Source organism: Dyadobacter sp. CY343 (genome assembly GCF_021390335.1).
Taxonomy (GTDB): domain Bacteria; phylum Bacteroidota; class Bacteroidia; order Cytophagales; family Spirosomataceae; genus Dyadobacter.
Genome location: NZ_JAJUXK010000003.1, coordinates 225,412 through 245,068 on the forward strand (window position 1 = coordinate 225,412; position 19,657 = coordinate 245,068).

Consider the following 19,657-nt stretch of genomic DNA (forward strand, 5'->3'; position numbering starts at 1 on the left):
TAGAGATGAAAAACAAATTCTACATGCTATTATCCTTTTTGTGCAGCGCCACATTGACGTTTGCACAGGTAAAGGGGAAAGTGTACAGCACAATCCAGTGCTTTCCAGGAGGCAACCTGCGGGTACATTCCGATCCAATGACTCTTGCTGCTCACATCGTTACTCCCCGCAGTAATCACGGGTCCAGCTCAGTGTTGTTCACCGATGGTGCGTATACAAATGAAACAACAGATGCAGGTTACGTAAATGGATATGTGACCAAAATTGGCAGCGCGCCATTTACATTTCCAGTCGGCAGCCAGGAGGGTAATGATCTAAGGTCCTTGACTATTTCAATGGAAGAACCTTCCTCAATCAAGCTGGCAGTGGCCTACTGGGAGGGAAATCCTGGCAAAGAGCTTGATCCCACTGGTGGTGCTCACGATATTAATTCAATGAGCGAAGAAGGCGTGACAGGGGTCACTAAGCTCGCATCCGTCTCTGACAGAGGTTTTTGGGACTGGCTGCCCCTGACTGATTCAGACCAGGAATCCGAGATCCGCATTGAGGTTTCTATTGCCGATCATTCGAAAATAGAAGGGTATGCACCTGCAAACATTCGCCTCGTAGGGTGGAACACAAAAGCGGAAGCTTGGGTAAACCTAAGCGGCGATGTTGCACCGGCCACCAATACGGAAGGGGCCATTGTGACAGGCACATTGACAACCAGCACAATGTCCGAGTATAGCGCGGTCACAGTTGGTTCCGTCTCAGGCAGCCCAATGCCGGTGATGCTAATCAGCTTTACGGCCAAGGAAGAAGCTGGTCAGGTTGGCCTGAACTGGGGGACTTCGGAGGAAGTCAATGCAGATTATTTTCAAATCGAGCGGAGCTCTGACGCGGTTAGTTGGAAGGTGATCGGCAGGGAAAATGCTGTGGGAGAAAGCAAGGCACTTCTTACATATGTTTTTTCGGATGTATCGCCGTTGCCAGGAATCAATTACTACCGGCTGAAAATGGTTGATAACGATGAAACTTTCGCATACAGCAAGATCCAAAGCGTGCAAATCGAAGCCGCAGACAACTTTTTGACCCTGTATCCAAACCCGGTTTCAGACGTGCTTCATTTCAAAGATGTGGAATTTCAGAAAATGCAGCAGGTAGCCATTCACAATGTCGCAGGACAGCAGGTTTATCAATCCGAGAACCTTTCATCGGGAAAAATTGATGTCGCTAAATTCAATAACGGCATCTACCTGGTAACAGTACTTATGAAAAACGGTCATTCCAAAACAGAGAAAGTCGTCATCAATCATTAAATCTTTTATCTCCACCGGCGCGCTTTAACTACAAGTGCAAACCTGACTAATTAATCAAAGTGCGCCGGCGGGATAGGGGACCTTTGGTTTGGCGGTGACGGGGTTGTACGCAGCAAATGCTCACGAACAATCGTTGGTTCAAGATGATTTCACGCCCGGCATGCTCCGCAACCAGAACTCCGTAATTGGATGATATACGGATTGAATAAAACTTTTCTTTTAGCATAAATTGGGTTTGCGATCAAGATTTGCTTATTTAGTAATCTTTTCACTCAATTATGAAATCAGCGTCCACTAATCCCGAAGACCTTTTGCTTTGGCAGGATTTCTTGGACGGTGACGTGCAAGCATTCGAAAGGCTGATGTCAGGTAATTTCCGCCTGCTATTCAGATATGGATGCAAATTTTCCAGAGACCAGGAGTTTGTAAAGGATAGCATTCAGGATCTTTTCATGGCTTTATGGGAGAGGAGAGCTAATCTGAATCCCGATGCCGCGGTCAAGCCATATCTGATGGCGTCGCTTCGAAGACTGATGTTCAGGACGCGGCTTTCTGCCCGCAGCTGCGATGAGGAAACTTTACAGGAAGTAGAGTATGATTTCTGCGTGGAATTCTCAGTAGAGGAACAGTTTATCGCCGAGGAAACGACTATCGCCAGAACCCGGCATATACAGGAGCTGATTGGCAAACTTCCCCAGCGTCAGAAAGAAGTGGTTTACCTCAAATTTTTCCAGGAACTGAGCCGCGAGCAGATTGCCAAAGTAATGGCTATAACCCCCCAAACAGTTTCCAATCTTCTTCAAATTGCAATCCGGCAATTGAAACAGGGCAGGAAAGTAGCGTACATGCTGGTTGGTCTTCTGCATTTGCTCCTAATGCGCTGATTATTACCCGATCAGGCATTCCTTTTCCATTTTTTTAGAAATAATTCAAAATTTATTGGTATCCAGCCATGAAAATCGTCTATACACATATAGAGACAATCAACTTGCATGGACCGTTACTCCGATTTTTCTATTGATGACTTCGTCTGGGACGATTATTTTCGTCAGTGGATTTTGTCGCCTGATAAAAACAATACTATTTTTTGGAATAACTGGATCAACGCCCATCCCGACATGGTGGAGAAGGTAGAAAGGGCCCGGGCTATTTTGCTTTCTATGCAGATCGAGGAGCCTGAGATCAGTGATGAGGAGATCAATAAAATTGTAAAAAGGACTATCGCCCATTATAACGAGGAAAATTCAAACATTCAAAAACTACCGCACCGGGATATATCACTGCCTTTCACGACCTGGATGCGATTTGCGGCGTCTATTATCCTTATCACATTACTGGGTTGGACGGCCTATTCTGTATTAGTCAGCAAAAAGGAAAAGTCACAACTTGCACAACAGGAAACCACGCCGGGAAAAAGCTATTCCGTTGTTGAAAAAATCAATACAACTGCCCACACCATGGAGCTTATCCTGAGTGATGGCAGCCATATTAGTCTTGCCCCGAAAGGCCGAGTGCGGTACAGCGAGCCCTTCAACAAGGAAAGACGGGAGGTTTATCTTACGGGCGAAGCTTTCTTTGATATCAGAAAAAATCCCGGCCAGCCATTCCTGGTATTTGCAAACGGACTGATTACGAAGGTATTGGGCACCAGCTTTCGGGTAAACGCGTCCGGAGATAAAGGCGAAGTCACCGTTGAGGTCAAAACGGGAAAGGTGGCCGTATTTGCGCAAGCTGACCCGCACGTATTCAAGAAATTGGAAGACAAATCACTGCAAGGGATGATTTTGAAGCCGAACCAGAAGATCATTTACGCCGGCAATGAGGTTAAAATGGTAAAAACACTGGTTGAAAAGCCCGAGATAGTCGTCTCTGTCTCTGAAATTCCAAAATTTGTTTTTGAAGATACCCCGGCAAGTGACGTTTTGAACACTTTGGGAAAGGCTTATGGCATTGATATCATTTATGATACCACGCTGTTGAAACACTGCCTGCTCACAGCTGTTCTTGAAGGCCTGACACTACACGACAAGCTGGACATCATTTGCAAAGCAGTCGAATCGAGTTATGAGATCGTCGACGGACAGGTGCTCATTCACAGCAACGGGTGCAAGAATTAACCTATTTCATCACATAATAAACCTCTTAACGAACAGAAAACAGAAAGGTTAACCATAAAAAAGAGCCGGCAATGTTCGAGCATCACCGGCTCCGAAATATCCCGATTGGTTCGTCGCCATTTCCTCCCCGAAAGGAGGCAGGGATTATTTTGCCGGATTTTTCAATCTAACAAAACAATCAAATCTATGAAAAAACCCTTTAAATACCGCTGGGTATTACTTTGGACGATGCGAATAACAATAACACAGCTGATGCTTGCGATCTTGTTCATGGGTGCAGGGTATGCGCACAATAGTCTTGGGCAATCTCTTCTTTCTGAAAAAATTACGGTTTCCGCCAATGGCAGTGAGATCAGGAAAGTACTTACTCAGCTGGAAAAGCAGGTCGACGTCCGATTTGTGTTCAGCTCGACGATCATTAAATCCACACGAAGAGTAACTGTTAATGCCAGTGACAAACCACTTTACGAAGTACTGGATCAAATTCTGACACCGCTTGACCTGCAATACGAAATCTCGGGCAAAATCATTATCCTCAAAAGGATCGAAGCCCCGGGAATGGAAGCGCCGGCTGAGCCAAAAGGCGTTAAAAGGCAGGTTTCAGGGAAAATATCGGATGAAAACAATCAACCGCTACCTGGCGTAAGCGTCGTGATTAAAGGCACGCAAACCGGCACAACGACCAATGTGGAAGGCGCTTTTCAACTGAATGTTGAAAGCGACGATGCGGTACTGGTGCTCAGTTTCGTGGGTTATGTGACCAAAGAAGTGCCTGTGGGCAGTCAGAGTGCAATCGATGTAAGTATGGCACCGGAAGATCAGTCCCTTCAGGAAGTGGTGGTCGTGGGTTATGGTCAGGTAAAGAAAAGTGATCTCACCGGCTCAGTATCGACCATTCCGGTCGACGAGATCAAGAAAGTAGCGGTGACTTCCATGGACCAGGCTTTGCAGGGGCGGGCAGCCGGGGTGCAGATCACGCAAAATTCAGGCGCACCAGGCGGTGCAACGACTATCCGTATACGCGGAGGAAACTCGATCCAGGGTGACAATGAGCCGCTTTATGTGATCGATGGTATCCCATTTAAAAATGACGTGTCCAACAGCGGCTCGAACTTCAACGTGCTGAGTACGCTCAACCCGAGCGACATTGAGTCGATGACGATTTTAAAAGATGCCTCTTCTACGGCCATTTATGGTTCAAGAGGGGCAAATGGTGTGGTTATTATCACTACAAAAAGAGGGAAAGCAGGCAGATCGACAGTTACGCTGGATGCTTTCTATGGTGTGCAAACAGTCCGTCGCAAGTATCCTGTACTGAATGCACGGGAATATGCACAGTTTGTGAACGATGCCAATACCAATGAAGGACGCAATCCGGTTTATACGCCCCAGCAAGTCCAGGCATTCGGCGAGGGTACCGACTGGCAGGAAGAGATTTTCCGCAGCGCACCGACCTACAACTACCAGCTTTCGATGAGTGGAGGTGATGACAAAACGCAATACGCGCTTTCAGGCGGCTATTATAAACAGGAAGGTATCGTTACCAACTCGGACTTTGATCGCTACTCCTTCCGAGTGAACCTGGACCGGAAGCTTACCAACAAAATCAAGGTGGGTAACAGCCTCACGGTCAACCGTACTGTTACTAACCAGTCGCGCACAGATGGTGACCTGGGCAGTGCGGGCCTTGTTACGATGGCCGCCCTGCAGTTTCCTTCGATCCTGCCCGTTTACAATCCGGACGGAAGCTATCTGATGAACCATCCGGCCCTTACTTTTACCGCAGATAACCCGGCTGCATTAGCGCGGGAAAGCAAGAATACAAATACAGCCTACCGTGTATTCGGAAATATTTTCGGTGAATATCAGATCATCGAGGGACTGAACCTGAGAGTTGTTCTCGGCGTCGATGGAATTATGCAGAAGCAGGATAGCTACCTTCCAAGAAGCGTTTCGAGTGGCTTGTCGCAGGGTGGGGTGGGTAGAGTTAATAACGGACAGTCGATTACCTGGCTGAACGAGAACCTGTTGACCTACACCAAAAATTTCAACAAGCTGCATAACCTGACTTTGCTGGTAGGATATACGCAACAGGCCAATCGTACTGAAAACAGTTCTGCGGCCTCGCGTAATTTTGTGAATGATAATCTGGGCACAGGCAACATCGGTTCCGGTTCTGTCGCATTGATACCGTCGTCGGGCATTGGTACCTGGGGACTGGAATCTTATCTGGGGCGTGTGAATTATGAGTTTAATGAAAAATACCTTTTAACCGCATCCTTCCGTGCAGACGGTTCTTCCCGCTTCGGTGCTAATAAGCGTTACGGTTTCTTCCCCTCTCTTGCATTGGCATGGCGTGCTTCGGAGGAACCCTTCATTAAGAACATTCAGTCAATCAGTGAATTGAAAGTAAGGGCCACGATCGGTTCGACAGGAAACCAGGATGGGATCGGTAATTATCCGGCTTACTCGTTGCTGGGAACACAGAACTATGTATTTGGAAACAACGTGTCGACGGGTATAGGGCCTAACCAGATCGCGAATCCGGACCTTTCGTGGGAAACAACTACGCAATCCGATATTGGTATCGACATAAGCCTTTTCAGAAACCGCCTGAGCTTCACGGCCGACGCTTATATCAAACGCACCCGCGACCTGCTCCTGAGTGTGACGATCCCGAGTACTTCCGGCTTTTCCAGCGCGATCCAAAATCTTGGAAAAGTTGAAAACAGGGGAATTGAACTGACTATCACTTCTTATAATATCGATGGCGCGTTCAAATGGAAAACCGATTTTAACTATGCACTGAACCGCAACAAGGTGCTTGACATCGGTGGTGCGCCTCAGATTTTCGCAGGCGGAGTTGCCAACATCGCGCAGAATGTCAATTCCGGCGTTATCCGGGTAGGGGAGCCGCTCGGGTCGTTCTTTGGGTACGAAACAGATGGACTTTATCAGACCGACGAAGAGCTGAAAGCCCTCGTGGATGCGAATGCACGCAAAATCGGTGACCGCAAATACAAGGACCTGAAAGCTGACGGCCGGATTGACGACAATGACCGTACCATAATCGGTCGCGCGCAGCCGAAATTCATCGGTGGTATCAACAATACATTTTCGTACAAAGGCATCGACCTGACTGTCTTCTTCCAGGGTGTTTATGGAAATCAGATCCTGAATGCAAATCGCTTCGAGCTCGAATACCTGAATGGAACCAACAACCAAAGCCGCGATATGCTCAACCGCTGGACACCGGAAAATACCAATACGGACATTCCGAGAGCTTCGACGACGCGCCCTGCCAACCGCATTTCGACGCGCCAGATCGAGGACGGTTCATACCTGCGCCTGAAAAATATCCAGCTTGCCTACACACTGCCGGCAACTGCGACGAAAGCATTGCATTTGCAAGGCGTGCGTTTCTACGTTTCCGCGCAGAACTATTTGACCTGGACGAAATATTCGGGTTATGATCCGGAGGTGAACCGCTTTGGCCAGGACAGCCGCAGCCAGGGCTTCGACTATGCGAGTTATCCGGCAGCCAAAACACTGATTTTTGGTTTGAATGTAGGTTTTTAAAAGTTCAAAGCATTTTAAAGCAGAATCCACATGAAAAAAATATTAGCATTTCTGGTAACACTTTCGGTCGCATCGTCGTGCAACGTTCTTGACCAGGTACCTGAATCCGCCTTTACGCCAACCAATTTCTATAAAAATTCAGATGACGCCATCGCTGCGATAAGCTCGGTATATGACCAGCTGAATACCCAGGATCTGTATAACCAGGTAATGTGGATTGTCCAGGACCAGGCCACGGACGACGCGGAATGGGGCGGCGGGCGATCTACTGCGAACCAGGCCAAAAACGATCTCGATAAATACACGTTTACGCCGGCTACCAGCACATTCCAGTCGACGTGGAGCGCGCAGTACAGAGCTATTAACCGGGCCAATGCAGCGATCGAGCGCATTCCGGCGATTACTATGGACGCTGCATTGCAGGGCCGCCTGATCGCCGAAGCCAAATTTATGCGCGCGTTTTACTATTTCACATTGGTACGGTTCTTCGGCGATGTGCCGCTGGTATTGAAAGAAACTACGTCCCTGACCGACCTGCAAATTTCAAGAACGCCGAAGGAGGAAGTGTATGCGCAAATCATCAAGGATTTTACCGAGGCGGAAGCGGTACTTCCGGCTAGCTACTCCGGTGCAGACCGCGGACGTGCGACCAAGGGAGCAGCGACGGCTTTTCTTGCAAAAGTGCACCTTACCCGTCAGGATTGGACAAATGCAGCTGCAAAAGCAAAACAGGTAATCGATTCAGGTATGTATGATCTGTGGGCTACTTATCCCGAAGCATTCGCTATTGTCAATAAAAATGGAAAAGAAGCAGTTTTTGAAGTACAGGCACTCGGTGGCGGGTTCGTTGAAGGAAGCTGGATGCAGGGTTACATGCGTCCGAACTTTGACCGTGTCAATAACATTTCCGGTTTTGGCGACGATCCGGTTACCAAAAACCTGTACGAAACCTACACCGCTGCTGACAAGCGCCGGGACGTGAACATCCGCATTTATTCGGCCACATCTACTCCGGCTGCTCCCGCCAGCGTCGATTTTCCGGGATATGTTTATAAATATCTTGATCCCTCGGCAACCGGCAACAATGAAGGCAGCAACAATTTCCCTGTGATCCGCTATGCCGACGTGCTCCTGATGTATGCAGAGGCGCTCAACGAGCTGGGAGCCGGAAATGCCGAAGCATTTGCGGCCGTGAACAAAATCCGGGCGCGTGCCGGGCTGGCTGCGCTTCCGGCATCTCTCAGCCAGGCTGCGTTCCGCGATGCGATTTTGCTGGAAAGAAGGCTGGAACTGGCTTTCGAAGGCCACCGCTGGTATGACCTTGTTCGCACCGGCAAGCTGGTGCAGGCGATCAAAGCGCAAAACCCGACGATCCAGGTTACGGAGAACCACCAGCTTTTGCCGATCCCGCAAACGGAGCGCGACGTGAATCCAAACCTGACACAGAACCCCGGGTACTGATATGCGCCGCAGACATTTTTTGCACACCGCACTTGCATTACCGGCCGCAGCTTGGGCCGGTAATGCTATGCCGGTACAACCAGCGGCCGAGGAGCCGTTCATTATCAATGCGGGAGTTGGTGGGAACAATACCGTTGACCTGCTTGCCCGAATAGAAAAAGACTGCCTCTCGCACAAGCCGGACTTCACGATCCTGATGATCGGTACCAACGATATGAATAGCCGTAAACACATTCCACTGCCGGAGTTCGAACAAAACCTGCGCAGGATTATCGGGATTATCACCGGGTCGGGCAGCCAGGTGCTGCTGATGACCATTCTGCCCGGGTATGAACCTTACCTTTTCACACGTCACTCAAAGGAGTTTTACGAGCCGGAGGGTTATCAATCCAGATTGTTGAAGGTAAATGCGACGATTAAACATGTAGCAGAAGAGTTAAAGCTGCATTTTATGGACTTGCATCACGTCTTCGACAAAGTGGGCAATGTGGGCGAAGAGGCCGGCAGCCTGATCCAGAATGTTGCCAACAGCAATAAAAACGACGGTATTCACCCTACGCCCGACGGTTACCGGACCATTGCCGTGGCAGTTTACGAAAAGCTGATCTCGGTCAATGCGCCTTACAGGAGGCTCGTATGCTTTGGTGACAGCATTACGAATGGCGGTGGCGGCGTGGAAGGCAATAGTTATCCTGCCCAACTGAAAAAGCTGCTTGGTTACTAATCCGGGTACTCATTAAGTATTTACCAAAAATCACAATTTATGTTTTCGAAAATAAAAATGATGCGACTGCTGGCATTGGTAAGCATCCTTTTCACGGTAATGCCGACCCTCACTTTTTCACAATCTTTTGAGGCTGATGTGATTGTTTACGGCGGCACTTCTGCGGCTGTCACGGCGGCTATGCAGGTGGTTCAATCGGGCAAGACGGTTTTAGTCGTTTCTCCCGATAAGCATTTGGGCGGGCTCTCCTCCGGCGGGCTGGGCTTTACCGACACCGGCGATAAATCGGTTATCGGCGGGTTCGCGCGCGAGTTTTATCACCGCGTATACATGCGCTACGACAAACCTGAAACCTGGAAATGGCAGAAGAAAGATGAATACGGTAACAAAGGCCAGGGAACACCTGCGATGGACGGAGCCGAGCGTACCATGTGGATTTTTGAACCTCACGTCGCCGAGCAGGTTTTTGAGGATTTTGTTAAAGAAAATAATATAAAGATCTACCGCGACGAGTGGCTCGACCGCAGCAAAACAGGTGTTCAGAAAAACAAGGGCCGCATTACTTCGCTGAAAACACTAAGCGGCAAAACCTTCAAAGGTAAAATGTTCATCGACGCTACCTATGAAGGGGATTTGATGGCTGCTGCCGGAGTAAAATACCACGTGGGCCGCGAAGCGAACAGCGTTTACAATGAAGAATGGAATGGTATCCAGGCGGGTGTGTTTCAGCACAATCACTATTTTCAGAAAAACATCAGTCCATACAAGATCGAAGGTGATCCGAAGAGTGGATTGTTACCTTATGTTTCGAATGAAAAAATAGGCAAAAACGGCGATGGTGATAACAAAATCCAGGCCTATTGCTTCCGCATGTGCCTGTCGTCGCACCCCGACAACCGCATTGCTTTCACCAAGCCGGAAGGGTACGACCCAGCTAAATATGAGCTGCTGGCGCGCGTTTACAAAGCCGGCTGGACAGAGACTTTCCAGAAATACGATCCGATTCCCAACCGGAAGACAGATACCAACAATCACGGCCCGTTCAGCACCGACTTCATTGGTCAGAACTACGATTATCCAGAGGCTACTTACGAGCGTCGCAAAGAAATTATCAGGGAGCACGAGCTTTACCAGAAAGGCCTGATGTACTTCATTGCCAATGATCCGGCTGTTCCTGCTGATGTGCGTGCGGAAGCGAGTGAATGGGGATTGCCAAAAGATGAATTTAAGGATAACGGCGGCTGGCCGCACCAGATTTATGTCCGCGAAGCCCGGCGCATGATTGGCCACGGCGTAATGACTGAAAATGAGACACTGGGCAAAAAAGCGGTATCAGAACCCATCGGTATGGGCTCGTATGCGCTGGATGCCCACAATGCGCAGCGTTATGTCAAGGAAGATGGTTTTGTACAGAATGAAGGCGATATCGGCGTACATCCTAAGCAACCTTACAGCATTTCCTATGCATCCATTATCCCTAAAAAAGCTGAATGTGAAAATTTGCTGGTGCCGGTTTGTTTGTCAAGCTCACACATTGCCTATGGTTCGATCCGGATGGAGCCTGTGTTTATGATTTTGGGCCAGAGTGCGGCCACAGCGGCGGTGCAGGCGATCGATCGCAAAGTGGCAGTGCAGGACGTAGATTACCCCAAGCTGAAAACGCAACTATTAAAGGATAAACAAAAGCTGGAATTGTAATTAAATATTATCCCGAACATTTTTTCTCGCAATATCCTTTCAGTCAATAATGAATGTATTGTGAGAGAAAATGTATCGGTAGCAGGTATCCTGCTCGATCTGGCGAATGCAGAGTTGCCTTCACGCCGGGAGGTATACCGTAAAGTTAGACCCACGGCCGGGGCTGCTCTTCGCGGTAATTTTACCACCGTGCAGGTCGATGATTTTCTTGCAAATTGATAGGCCGATCCCGGTTCCGGAAAAGTCATTTTTGGAATGGAGGCGCTGGAATACTTCGAAAATCCTGTCGGTGTATTGCTCATCGAAACCTATCCCATTATCAATCACCTGAATGCATAACCATTGTTGGGTGCCGGGCAGATTTATTGGCCCTGATTGCTCTTTTGTGAGCAGCTCGGCAACAATCGAAACGACTGGTTTCACATCGGGTGCTGTGAACTTGATCGCGTTCGCCAGAAGGTTTTGAAATAACAGAAGAAGCTGTAAAGCGTTGCCAGTCAGTACCTGCGAGCCGGGCGCTAAAATAGTTGCCCCCTTTTCGCTGATCATATATTCCAGGTTGGAAGTGGCCAGCTGAATGAGCTTGGAAAGCTCAACCTTCTCGTTCAGCAATACCGGGCCCGAATTCAGACGTGAATAAGTTAATAAGTCCCTGATTACGAGCTGCATCCTCTCGGCCGAATTTTTTAAGCGCCTGAGCAAATCCTGCGCTTCCTCCGGTATGTGCGCATAATATTTGTCAATGATCATGTCCGCAAGGAGCATATTTTTGCGAACCGGCTCCTGGAGATCGTGGGATGCTACGTATGCATAACGTGCAAGTTCCTGGTTACTGCGGTTAAGTTCCTGGATTGTATCATCGAGCTGTTTTTCCCGGATCTCCATGATTTCTTTCACCCGCCGCAGCTCCTGGTTATCCTTTAAAGTCTCATCTACCACTTTCTGCGCATGGATATCGACGATGAATCCGAACCATTGCAGCAAATTCCCCGAGAGACTGTCCAGCTGCGGAGTAAGCGAGAGCAGGTGCCACACCTTTCCGGCTGCAGAGGATAGGATCACTTCCAGCTGAAAAGCTTTTTTATCTTCCAGTTTTGTTCTCAGATAACCGAAATCGACGTCCAGGTGGTGCGTTTTAACCCATTCAAACCAATTTGTCTTTTTTAAGTCTTCGAGGGACCTGCCGGTGAAATCTAAAAATGACTGGTTCGCGTAGAGCATTTGATGGTCGGGCGCCAGGGAAAACATCATCAGCGGCAGAGAGCTGGTAAGTTCCTGGTAGCGGTTTTCACTTGCGACCAAAATGTCGGCCAGTTGCTGAAGTTCGGCATTTTTACGTTTGACTTCTTCATACGGAGAAATCGCCTGCCCTTTGTTGAATTCCTGTTTGCATTTGTCAAAGAGTGCCTGGCTCAACTTGATCGTCTTAGGCAATTCACAGCTGATCGAAACTGCCGAAGCTGATATTTGGAAATCGCTTACCAGTTTTCGGGCATACTGAAAGTTTTCGTTGGAAACATTCAGACGGTTTAACGAAGGGTAATTTATACTTGCGCAAATCGCCGGGCGGCTGTTTTTGGATTTGCCCAGTGACAGGTTCAGTACAGAGCCAGTTTGGTTTTCGATCATAAACCGCGCCACCTCAGACACAGCCGTGGCAAAGCCGGTTTGGGCAATCAGGCCTAACCCGCACATTTCACACAGTTGCATGGACCTTCTGTGGGCCAGCACCAGGTCCTGGTCGTTTTCAAGATTAAAGACAATTATATCATTCATGATTTCTTTAATTAACCTTGACAACTACAACTGACATGTCATCTGAATGGCGCGCATAGTCCTTGTAAATCACAGCGGCCAGGATCGACAGATCATATTTGAAGACCGAAGCATGCTTGCTTGTTTCCCACCGTGTTGAGATACCGTCTGAGCAAAGGACCAGGTAGCTACCGGTCTCATTTTCAATTTTTTGTGATTGGAGCCTACCCGAAATGTTAACACCAAGGATCCCATTGAAAGGCATGTGCGTTTTTGCGGAAAGTGCATTGCATAAGCGCGTTGAGATATTGCCAACACCACAAATGTTCCATGCCTTATTCACCAGGTCAAAGGTTGCGACGGTAGCCACCAGGCCCCTGGTATCCTTCACATGCTTGTGAATATCATTGAGAATGTCGCTGGGATTGTTGTGTACCGACTTTCGGAAGGCCTCACAAGCCCTTTGTGCAGCCAGGTTTGCAAGCGGCCCGTGCCCGAGCCCGTCGGCGAGCATTACTTTAAGAAAATAGGGGTTGGCTTTCCAGGCATAAGCATCTCCGCACAGGCTTTCGCCTGGCTTGCATAAAATGATCGGGTAAATACCTACGGCTGCTGGCTGATTTTGCACAGGCTGGGAAAAAATACGTGATAAGAGTATTGTTCCCCAACCTTTTAAAGAATAGAGCTGAAACTGGTCTGAAAGCCGTTTGATCGAGCCTAGTCCGTGTCCCAAAGTCTTGGTTGTGGACACGCCGTCTTCCATCATCCTGGCCGGGTCTGCCATTCCCGGTCCATTATCAATGCTCAGGATTTCAATCCCTTTATTTGCACTTTCAGATATAACCCTGACCACCAGTTCACCGCCATTCGCATGCTTTAACAGGTTGGTGGTGATCTCGGAAACGACCAGTTCTAATTCAGCCACCCGTTTAGCAGACAAGCCAGCCGGCTCGGCAATCCTTACAATATCCTTTTTTAATATATTCAGATAGCTGCGGTCGGTGAGGTTAAAAACCACTTGTTTTAGGCTATCCATTCTTCCATTTTAATATTTTCACTGTTGTTCCCTGACCAAGCGTGCTCTGTATTGCGAATTCGTTAACCAGGCGTTTTGCACCCGGCAGGCCCATTCCCAGCGTCCGGCCGGTTGTGAAGCCATCTTGCATAGCTTTTTGAATATCGGCTATTCCGGGCCCTTTGTCTTCAAATACAAGTTGAATACCTTCCTGCTTCCCGCGGATGATCACTTCCAGCCTGACAATCCCCCCGCCGCCATAAATGAGCATATTGCGCGCGATTTCACTGGTAGCAGTGATCAGTTTGGTTTGGTTTACAATGCCCATACCCATCTTTACCGCTACTTCCTTTACACGGTTGCGGCAATATACCAGGTCACGCTCATGCTGGATGGCGAGGCTTTCTCTAATCATCGCCATCAGCAGCGTTATCATCAGGGTCTGAGCTTATCCTGGATTCAAGCAATGCCATTCCCTTCTCAACGTTCAAGGCAGTATGTACCCCCGCAAGCGGAAGTCCAAGTTCGATGAGGGTGATGGCCACCGCGGGCTGCATACCGACCACGACAGTCTCGGCATCCATAATGCTGGACATGCCGGCGATATTGCCAATAATTTTCCCCATGAACGAATCCACGATGGATAGGGCAGATATATCAATCAGTACACCTCGTGACCCTGTTTTATAAACCATTTCGATCAGGTCTTCTTCCAGGGTCAATGCCAGGCGGTCATATAAATCAACCTGGATCGTTACCAGCAAAAACTTTCCCATTTTAAGAATAGGGATCTTCTCCATATTGTCAGCGGCTTATTCTACTTAATTTGCTTTGTCTTTCTGAATCCGCCTAACCTCCAATTGCAGGCTGTTAAAAGCGAATTTGAGCGCGCTTTCCAATGTGGCCTTCGTGATCATTTGCGAAAGGTCAATTCCTAGATGCACAACCGTTTGGGCTATTTCCGGCCGGATTCCGCTGATGATACATTCAGCACCCATCAGGCGGGTCGCATTGACTGTTTTGATCAAATGCTGTGCAACGAGCGAGTCAACAGCCGGCACACCCGAAATATCCAGGATCGCTATACTGCTGCCAGTATCCACAATGCCTTGTAACAGGTTTTCCATGACCACCTGCGTGCGCGCACTGTCCAGCGTACCAATAATAGGCATCGCGAGGATCCCATTCCAAACCCGGATCACAGGCGTAGAAAGTTCGGCCATTTCATCGGACTGCTGCGAGATCACATCTTCACGACCTGTAATGAAGGTTTCAAAACTCAGGATGCCGATGTTATCTACAAACTTGCTTAGCTGCATGCTAGCCTTATAAAGCTGCATGGGGTCAGTGCCCGCCTGCTCGCTTAAAACCTGTAAAAGGGCATCTTTTAAAGTAAAAATGTAAGTAGCTGTTTCCCTTGGGGAAAAACCCTGGCGGGCCCTGGAAATGGTCAGGCTTGAAATGTAGTCGGTCAGGGATTCTAGGCCGGGCGGGGAAAAATCCTGGATGTTGCTTTCATCGATCGTGCTCAAAAGCAGGTCTACAAATTCTGCTGACTGCGCCCTGAGCTCGTCGGCTGTATTGAAGTTATTTGAGAATTCTGTCTCGGTCTGCTGCGCTTGGAGCCAAAGCTGCAAGACTTTTTCCTTGTTTTTCCTTAAAATTTCGAAGAGTTCTGTTCCCATTTTAGTGATGAAAGATATATTGAGAGATAAAGGATATTGTACCGAATGTAGGTTCACTGCGATTTTGGCAAGATAGCCTTAATTTTAGTTTTTCTATTCGGATAAATTCCCAGTGTTCTATTTGCAGGTGATCGTTAGCCAGATGCTGTTCGGCAACCTTCACCTTATTATACCAAGAAAATCACGGATTAAATTTGCGCAACTCAAAAGTTGCATTTATATTTGCAACTGTTAGGTTGCAAATAAATTGACATAAATTGACATGAGACAAGACATATTCCAGGCCATAGCTGACCCTACGCGCAGAGCTATTTTATCATTGATTGCCATTCAGGCATTAACGCCAAATGCAATGGCTGAAAAATTTGATATGAGCCGGCAGGCAGTATCAAAACATATTAAGGTTTTAAATGAATGCGGACTGATCAGCCCGGAGCAGTCTGGCCGAGAAATCTATTATCGCTTTAATGCAAAGAAAATGCAGGAGTTTGACAATTGGTTGGCCCAATTCAGACAAAGTTGGGAAACGCAATTCAATCAGCTTGATGAAGTATTAACGACAATTAGAAAACAGAAAAATGAACAGTAATTTACTATTTGACTTTACGGTCGACAAAGCAGCGAAAACGGTATTTATTACCAGGGAATTTAATGCTGAGCTGGCCCTGGTATGGGACGCTTTTACCAAAAAGGAATTACTGGACCAATGGTCGGCACCAGCCCCAATGCGCGCCAGAACCAAATACATGAATTTTGAGGTAGGTGGGGCGAGGTTTTACGCAATGGTAAGTCCGGACGGGCAAGAGCGCTGGGCATTACAGCGATATACTTCCATTACGCCGAAAACTAACTTCAAAATTTATAATGCCTTTTCCGATAAAGACGAAAACCTCGAACTGCCTGGATCTGAATGGAATTACAATTTCACCGAACAAAATGATATTACACAAGTAACTATTGTAGTTTTTAATGAATCGTTTGATCGAATGGAGAAATTGCTGGATGGATTTACAGCAGGTTTCAAAATGACATTAATAAACCTGGAAGATCTTCTTGTAACATTATCGCAGAAATCAAAAAAGCTAAACAATTAAATATAAAATCATGAGAGCAATTAATCCCTGGATCAATTTCAATGGAAATGCCGAAGAAGCATTTAATTTTTACAAATCAGTTTTTGGTGGAGAATTTACAAGAATTATTCGCTTCAAAGACATAGCAAGCGACGAATTTCCAGTGTCAGAAAATGAAGCAGATAAAATAATGCACATTTCTTTACCACTAGGGAAAAATAATGTATTGATAGCGAACGACGTTCCCGAAATAATGGGGCCAACGAACGAAAATGAGAACAGATCAAAAATAGTAGTAAGTGCAGAAAGCCGCGAAGAAGCGGATAATATATTCAACAGACTGTCCGAAGGTGGAGCTATTGAAGGTCCTATTGGCGATAGTCCATGGGGATCATACGGCGGCATGTTCAGAGACAAGTACGGCATTGAATGGATCGTGGAATTCGACCCAAATGACAACGCCCGGATCTAACCCTTATCATGCTCACAATTCCTTCACGTCCGCCGCAACGACTTTCAAACCATCACTAAACTGGTGGCCGCCGGTTGGAACGTCGCGGAAGGTGGCGTGGGGGAGATTTTGGTGATAGATTTCGAAATGCGAGAAGGCTACTTCTTCGTCGTCTTTGCAGTGATAAAAGAAAAGCGGGATATTTTTATCAATGCGCGCGGCGAAATCGGGTTGGAGCTTGAAGGCATTTACCCAATCTTCATTTCCTTCCCAAAAGGGTGTGGCAAGAAGAAAAATGCCTCCAATTTGCTTCTCCACTTCATTTTCAGATAGGTAAGCCAGCAGCATCGAAGCGCCAAGTGAATGCGCGACCAGAATTATACCATCCGGACTTGCCGAAATCTCTTTCCCGATCTGCTCGCGACGGCCTAAGTCCGGCGTTCCGTTATTGGGCAAATAGGGATAGTGGACCGAATAACCCACGCCGAGTTCTGATAGGAGCGAAACGACCAGCTTTTCATCCGCTTCAAAATCCTCTCTTGACCCGCCCCCGTGAAAAAATGTGACCTGTTTTGACATAACCAATAGATTTAAAATGAAACCAGAATCTTGAAGCTTAATAATTTACGTCTCAAAATTACCAGTTACGTCATTCAATTACGGAGGGCAATCGGGCCAAATAATGGGGGTTAATGCGAAGAGTTGCCAGCTGCCTGGTTAACCCGAAGCTTGTCAAAGCTACTTTTCCCTGGCCAGCGTCATGAAGATTCCCGTACAGGGTTCGATCAGCAGATTGTCCGCAGTGGGACGTGTAATGCTGACCTGCGGGCAGGGCGCACAGTCTAAGAATATACAGCTTGGATCAGATTCGACAGGACCTAACGGTTTAGGTACAAACAGTTTTCCGTCTATGACCAGCCTTTGAGATATGCAGCACGGTAAATAGCCTTTTTCATTTAGTAACATCCCATCATACCGAAACTCATAAACTGTCCGCTCGCCAGCTGGAACCGGCTCTGTCACCAGAGAATCGCCGACAGTCCGGCCGTATGCGATCACGCGCCATTTACCAACGATCGAGGCTACCTCGGGAAGCGGCTCGGGCGCGGGATTGTCCTTCTTGCATTGTGAGAAGCCAATTAGTACCAGTAAAATAAGAAGTAGTTTGTTCATAGCTGATCGAGTTTATTGTTCAGACTCGGGACAGCGCCAATCGGTTGGAAGGAAAAGTTGATTTAAACCCTTGCAATACCCGTCGCGTCGAGCATGAAGTTGTGCAGGTCGGTATTTTTGACAAAAGGGTCGAGTTTTTCACTGCCTGGGCCGAACATAGCCAGTTCTACGTAATCGGAAGAGTGGTCCATTCCTGCCCAGCCAATACCTGTATATTTTGTTTGAATTGATCCAAACTCTTTAAAAAGTGGCTTATTAGTAATATATAGCCCTTTTTCATTTTTAAGGCCAAACAGTTTTAGTAGTTTCTCAGCTTCCTCATTCCGGATTGCATAACCCTGTGCGAACTCGATCCGCTCGATCAATTGTGCGGGCGAGAGCATTTCTTTTAGTCCGCCCATGATCCAGTTGTTGCTATGCCTGAATTTGTGCAGCCGGTCAAAATTTTGATCCGAACCGAAAAGTCCGGGATTCGCATTGCCGTGGTCGGTGGTGATGATTACCAGCGTTTCTTTATCCTTCGCCGCAAAATCGAGCGCTACCTGGATCGCCTCATCAAAAGCGATCTGATCGTAGAGAAGTCCGCCGGCGTCGTTGGAATGCGCCGCCCAATCCACTTTTCCGCCTTCGATCTGAACAACAAATCCTTTCGGGTTTTTCGATAAAAGTTCAAGCGTTTTCCGCGTCATTTCTGCGAGGGTAGGGATACTGTTTTGAAGGGTTTTATCCTCAAAAGTATCCAGCGAATAGGGGAGTGCGCCTTCGCAGAATACCCCTAGTACCGGTTTTTGGGTACTATTTAATGCCAGCAGATCATCACGGTTCCTGGCCAGATTGTACCCCGCCGAAGTATAAGTTGCAAAAAGGTCCTTTTTATCTTTCCTGGTTTCAGGACTAAAAAACTCAGAGCCGCCGCCCATCATTACGTCGAATTTGAGGTCGAGGTATTGGTCAGCGATCTCCGACTCGTCGCCGCGTGATTTGTTATTAATGCAAAATCCGGCGGGTGTTGCGTGGGTGATCGTTACCGAGGTAACGCAGCCCACCGATTTTCCAACCTCCTTATATTTTTGTAAAATAGGCTTGTTGAAGCTACCGTCTGCATTCACATTCAGATTTCCGTTCGGTACCTTTCTGCCGCCGCCCCAGGCCGAGCTTCCCGCTGCCGAATCGGTGACAAGCGCGCTGGAAGAAGATGTTTCCATAAATGCCCGTCGACCGGTTTTCTCCGAATACAATTTCATCCAAGCGCTTTCACGACCTTCTTTCCGTTTCAAAAGCAGATCGGCCATATTCAACGTGCCGGTACTCATGCCGTCGCTAACCATGAAAATGATGTTTTTGGCTGAGTCCCTGGTTTTGGCAGGATATTTATTATCAGGCTTTCCTGAAAACGTAATCGGGCCGAGCAGTAAGCCTGCCGCGCTATTAGTAAAAAAGTCCCTTCTTTTCATTTATCGGATCAAATGCGGTAATCAGTTTTGTCAACTGGCGCAAAACTACATACACGTATTTTACCCGAATGTTAAGTTGTGCTCCGTGTTAATATCTTAACAGCTATTTAATATAGCAGAGAACACACGAAGAAACCCTTGCACCTATCCCGGTAGATGCAAGGGTTTTTTGAT

General features: G+C 47.6%; 18 protein-coding genes. 10 read left to right on the forward strand and 8 right to left on the reverse strand.

Annotation, left to right across the window (positions count from 1 at the left end):
• Nucleotides 1-5: 5 nt before the first annotated feature.
• The 7 genes from LZG94_RS09325 (at nucleotide 6) to LZG94_RS09355 (ending at nucleotide 10,877) form a co-directional block, all read left to right on the forward strand.
• Nucleotides 6-1,298: a T9SS type A sorting domain-containing protein gene (locus LZG94_RS09325; protein WP_233791636.1), complete on the forward strand. Its 1,293-nt coding sequence runs from the start codon at nucleotides 6-8 to the stop codon at nucleotides 1,296-1,298.
• Nucleotides 1,299-1,576: 278 nt separating this feature from the next.
• Nucleotides 1,577-2,182, forward strand: a complete 606-nt coding sequence (locus LZG94_RS09330) for an RNA polymerase sigma factor (RefSeq protein ID WP_233791637.1) — start codon at nucleotides 1,577-1,579, stop codon at nucleotides 2,180-2,182.
• Between the two features lie 108 nt (nucleotides 2,183-2,290).
• Nucleotides 2,291-3,415: a FecR family protein gene (locus LZG94_RS09335; RefSeq protein ID WP_233791638.1), complete on the forward strand. Its 1,125-nt coding sequence runs from the start codon at nucleotides 2,291-2,293 to the stop codon at nucleotides 3,413-3,415.
• Between the two features lie 186 nt (nucleotides 3,416-3,601).
• Nucleotides 3,602-6,994, forward strand: a complete 3,393-nt coding sequence (locus LZG94_RS09340) for a TonB-dependent receptor (protein ID WP_233791639.1) — start codon at nucleotides 3,602-3,604, stop codon at nucleotides 6,992-6,994.
• 30 nt (nucleotides 6,995-7,024) lie between these two features.
• Nucleotides 7,025-8,455, forward strand: coding sequence for a RagB/SusD family nutrient uptake outer membrane protein (locus LZG94_RS09345; RefSeq protein WP_233791640.1), 1,431 nt, complete (start codon nucleotides 7,025-7,027; stop codon nucleotides 8,453-8,455).
• Nucleotide 8,456: 1 nt separating this feature from the next.
• Entirely contained in the window at nucleotides 8,457-9,179 is a 723-nt protein-coding gene (locus tag LZG94_RS09350) for a GDSL-type esterase/lipase family protein (RefSeq protein ID WP_233791641.1), read from the forward strand.
• A 99-nt stretch (nucleotides 9,180-9,278) separates the two neighbouring features.
• Complete coding sequence (locus LZG94_RS09355; RefSeq protein ID WP_233792092.1) at nucleotides 9,279-10,877, forward strand: FAD-dependent oxidoreductase; 1,599 nt, start codon at nucleotides 9,279-9,281, stop codon at nucleotides 10,875-10,877.
• Nucleotides 10,878-10,997: 120 nt separating this feature from the next.
• Here the strand turns inward: LZG94_RS09355 and LZG94_RS09360 are convergent, their stop codons facing one another.
• Genes LZG94_RS09360 through LZG94_RS09380 form a run of 5 tightly spaced genes read right to left on the reverse strand, consistent with a single transcriptional unit; the run spans nucleotide 10,998 to nucleotide 15,332 of the window.
• Nucleotides 10,998-12,653, reverse strand: coding sequence for an ATP-binding protein (locus LZG94_RS09360; RefSeq protein ID WP_233791642.1), 1,656 nt, complete (start codon nucleotides 12,651-12,653; stop codon nucleotides 10,998-11,000).
• 7 nt (nucleotides 12,654-12,660) lie between these two features.
• Entirely contained in the window at nucleotides 12,661-13,668 is a 1,008-nt protein-coding gene (locus LZG94_RS09365; protein WP_233791643.1) for an ATP-binding SpoIIE family protein phosphatase, read from the reverse strand.
• On the reverse strand, nucleotides 13,661-14,083 hold the full coding sequence (locus LZG94_RS09370) for an anti-sigma regulatory factor (protein WP_233791644.1): 423 nt from the start codon (nucleotides 14,081-14,083) through the stop codon (nucleotides 13,661-13,663). Before LZG94_RS09370 ends, LZG94_RS09365 begins: the two co-directional genes overlap by 8 nt.
• Nucleotides 14,055-14,447, reverse strand: a complete 393-nt coding sequence (locus LZG94_RS09375) for an STAS domain-containing protein (protein ID WP_233791645.1) — start codon at nucleotides 14,445-14,447, stop codon at nucleotides 14,055-14,057. Before LZG94_RS09375 ends, LZG94_RS09370 begins: the two co-directional genes overlap by 29 nt.
• 21 nt (nucleotides 14,448-14,468) lie before the next feature.
• Nucleotides 14,469-15,332, reverse strand: a complete 864-nt coding sequence (locus LZG94_RS09380; protein ID WP_233791646.1) for an STAS domain-containing protein — start codon at nucleotides 15,330-15,332, stop codon at nucleotides 14,469-14,471.
• A gap of 262 nt (nucleotides 15,333-15,594) precedes the next feature.
• On the opposite strand from LZG94_RS09380, the gene LZG94_RS09385 reads away from it, so the two are divergent.
• Genes LZG94_RS09385 through LZG94_RS09395 form a run of 3 tightly spaced genes read left to right on the forward strand, consistent with a single transcriptional unit; the run spans nucleotide 15,595 to nucleotide 16,877 of the window.
• Nucleotides 15,595-15,921, forward strand: a complete 327-nt coding sequence (locus LZG94_RS09385; RefSeq protein WP_233791647.1) for a helix-turn-helix transcriptional regulator — start codon at nucleotides 15,595-15,597, stop codon at nucleotides 15,919-15,921.
• On the forward strand, nucleotides 15,911-16,426 hold the full coding sequence (locus LZG94_RS09390) for an SRPBCC domain-containing protein (protein ID WP_233791648.1): 516 nt from the start codon (nucleotides 15,911-15,913) through the stop codon (nucleotides 16,424-16,426). The genes LZG94_RS09385 and LZG94_RS09390 overlap by 11 nt, the downstream gene beginning before the upstream one ends.
• A gap of 10 nt (nucleotides 16,427-16,436) precedes the next feature.
• Entirely contained in the window at nucleotides 16,437-16,877 is a 441-nt protein-coding gene (locus LZG94_RS09395; RefSeq protein ID WP_233791649.1) for a VOC family protein, read from the forward strand.
• A gap of 12 nt (nucleotides 16,878-16,889) precedes the next feature.
• Here the strand turns inward: LZG94_RS09395 and LZG94_RS09400 are convergent, their stop codons facing one another.
• The 3 genes from LZG94_RS09400 to LZG94_RS09410 form a co-directional block, all read right to left on the reverse strand.
• Nucleotides 16,890-17,435, reverse strand: coding sequence for an alpha/beta hydrolase (locus LZG94_RS09400; protein ID WP_233791650.1), 546 nt, complete (start codon nucleotides 17,433-17,435; stop codon nucleotides 16,890-16,892).
• A gap of 159 nt (nucleotides 17,436-17,594) precedes the next feature.
• On the reverse strand, nucleotides 17,595-18,029 hold the full coding sequence (locus LZG94_RS09405) for a hypothetical protein (RefSeq protein ID WP_233791651.1): 435 nt from the start codon (nucleotides 18,027-18,029) through the stop codon (nucleotides 17,595-17,597).
• Between the two features lie 62 nt (nucleotides 18,030-18,091).
• Nucleotides 18,092-19,483 carry an alkaline phosphatase gene (locus LZG94_RS09410; protein WP_233791652.1) on the reverse strand — a complete coding sequence of 464 codons (1,392 nt, stop codon included), beginning with the start codon at nucleotides 19,481-19,483 and terminating at the stop codon, nucleotides 18,092-18,094.
• Between the last annotated feature and the right edge of the window lie 174 nt (nucleotides 19,484-19,657).